Raw genomic sequence first — 2,762 nt, forward strand, 5'->3', positions numbered from 1 at the left:
GGGACCAATTATTTCTTGACAAACTGGGGGTTCCAGCGTTCTGATGTTTTGAGTACTGATTATTCGACTTTTAGGTTGTAAAGAAAAATGAGAACAAGCGCATGATATATTGATAGTAAGCAAAATAGGTGTATTATAAATCAAGGCAGATATTCTCAAAAAGCTCCAAAAAAATTTCAGTGTTTTTTCATTTTTTAACGTACTATATATGACCGGTCAATCAGTACAGGAGGTGACATTTTTGAATGATGAAAAAATAATAACAGACATCAAAAACCGAAGCGAAGTAGCAATCAACGAGATAATCACAAAGTATTCCAAATTGTTGTGGTCGGTGGCAGAGGCAGTTTTGAGCCATATCGGGTCAGTTCAAGATGTGGAGGAATGTGTTGCTGATACATTCATCTACTTATGGGAACATCCGGAAAAATTCAATCACCAGCGGGGAAAACTGAAAACCTGGCTGTCTATCGTTGCCCGCACACAGGCTGTGAACCGATATCGGGAAATAACAAAGCGCAATACACTCCCTCTGGAAGATACAGACTTTATCGACCAGCTCAGTGTTGTGGATGCTGTTCTGGAGGCGGAGACGCGCAAAGCCTTGCTCGCGGCAGTCAACGCTCTTGGTGAACCGGATCGTGAAATTTTGATTCGCCGGTATTACTATAATCAAAAGCCCAAAGAAATCGCACTGGCGCTGGATATGAGTGTGAAACAAATCGACAACCGGCTGTACCAGACAAAACGGAGATTGCGTGAGATGCTTACGCGCTCAGAAGGAGGACAATATGAGTTCTTTCAGTAAAACAAATTTGCAGAACATAAAAGATATTTTCGAGGAAAAAACCGGCGTTGAATTGGTATCCCGTCGTCGCCGTCCTATCGGAGTCTCTGTGCTTGTGGCGGCTGTGATGGTGTGTTGCCTCACAATGACTGCCTTTGCGGTCAGCCTGTTTTCTTCTTTGGACGGAGATGATTTGAGCCTTTCCGCCACCTATGAGGGGAATGGCCTCGTATCAATTCAAGTAGAAAACCGGTCAAATAAAAATCTGAGTTTCCAGCCGCAGTTGAGACTGATGCAATGGTCTACCGCCGAAGAAATCGTTCCAACCTCTGGCGAGACTGTATTCAGCGGCACTGAGTTCGGAGCGCATACCAGCGGCGTGATGACGGTGGATCTCTCCCAAGCGTACAACATGGATGTGCTGGAACAGCCGCTCACCGATGACCATTACTATTTCGTGCTGACGAACAACAATTTTGTGTTTGGACAGGACTGGATGTGTTCTGTTTCTTTTGCGGAGCCAATCAAAACGGTGGTAGAGACGCCGCTCCCCATTCCTGCTGCCGAGGCCGACAGAGAACTGGTTGCACAAATTATGGAGGAACTGCGGCCTTATTTTGAAACCTATCCCGCCAATGTCGACGAGCGGAGAGAGGCTGCGGGCAGTTACCTTCAGAAATGCCAAGAACTGTTGACCACACTGGAGCGGGATGTAGTCCCCGCAGTAGAGGCTCCCCTGGCGATTGACGGGCTAAACCCGGAGGTTATCTTTGATGAGACTGCTCCTCTGGAGACACAACACTGGCTGACCGGTCTGCACTGGCGCAGCCTTGATGGCTATGGCATCCCGGTTGGCTCTACCGAAGGTGAAAGCGCCTTGGTTTTGAGCGCGTATGTTCCCCAGCATAAAGGAGAGGTCGATGGCGGCGTAGATATCCCCCTGCTTTATTTCTTTACCTACAATGTAAAGGACATTCACAGTCCAGAGGATATTGCCTTTATCCACGGACAGCTCATGACTTTTGGTGAACTGGAGCAGTACAAAGTATATGAAGATGAGCAGTATGTCTGCTACGAGGTGACTGACCTGTTTTACACAAATCTCCGTCAGCATACGGAGAGCATGGTCAGCCAGCGGAGCGACATCTACTTTGATGAACAGGTTTGGGAGCGCGTGGAGAATATCTATAACTACTACAAGGACAGGGATGTCCTGAACAGACGTTTTTACTACAATCTTCCCACTGAATAATGACGGAATTGATACCCGGTTCCCTCGGGACGCAAGTGATAAGTGAATCAATTCTGGTGGTATATCCCCCGTCATCGCCTACTATATAAGCACAGGCGGGAGCGGGCCGTCAAGGGTGCGTAGCACCGCCGCTTGCGGCGGCTTCCCTTGACGGCCTGCCCCGGCTGTGCTACTCCTTTTCTCCTATCAATGGCAGACCGTAATATCAATCATCTGTCCAGGCTGAAAGGCAGACGGAGCAATAAGGAACCGGCGCGACAGCGGCGGTGACACAGCTAATCTCTTTGGGACATTTTGTCCCAAAGAGCCGGGTTTGGGGAGTCTTCCCAACAAGCATTTTTGACGGCCCCCGGCCAGTCAAAAATGGCAAGTGTGGCCACACTTGCATTGCTTGCCATTTTTATACCGAATTCGGTATAATAGTAGTTATACCGAAACTTCTATTATACCGAGGCTTATGGAGCAGCCTCGGTATTTCAACGATTTTTTAAGATAATTCGGTATAACATTTTCTCCAAGATCCGGCGATCTTGCTGGCGCCTCATCAGACAGATGCTCAAATTCGGTATAATACTTCTCGCACAAAAACAACGTATCCATGATAATAGACAGAGCAGACAGGATAATGTCTGACTATTATCAAACTAGGAGGCGTTTTGCCATGGAACAAAACACAGTAACCATCAACCAGCTGATTGCGCAGATATTGGATGAGATGAGGCG

2 protein-coding genes are annotated in these 2,762 nt (G+C 47.5%); both read left to right on the top strand.

Annotated elements, in window-relative coordinates:
- Positions 1-241: 241 nt before the first annotated feature.
- Positions 242-808 (top strand): sigma-70 family RNA polymerase sigma factor, encoded by a 567-nt coding sequence (locus NFS35_RS28655; RefSeq protein WP_251210355.1) that lies wholly within the window; start codon positions 242-244, stop codon positions 806-808.
- Entirely contained in the window at positions 792-2,039 is a 1,248-nt protein-coding gene (locus NFS35_RS28660; RefSeq protein WP_251210356.1) for a hypothetical protein, read from the top strand. The genes NFS35_RS28655 and NFS35_RS28660 overlap by 17 nt, the downstream gene beginning before the upstream one ends.
- Positions 2,040-2,762 lie beyond the last annotated feature (723 nt).

Source organism: Acetatifactor aquisgranensis (assembly GCF_943193215.1).
In the GTDB taxonomy this organism is placed as follows: Bacteria; Bacillota; Clostridia; order Lachnospirales; family Lachnospiraceae; genus Acetatifactor; species Acetatifactor aquisgranensis.

Bases quoted from the DNA above. Each gene is read 5' to 3' on its own strand.
- NFS35_RS28660 (WP_251210356.1), top strand. From the start codon at position 792: ATGAGTTCTTTCAGTAAAACAAATTTGCAGAACATAAAAGATATTTTC.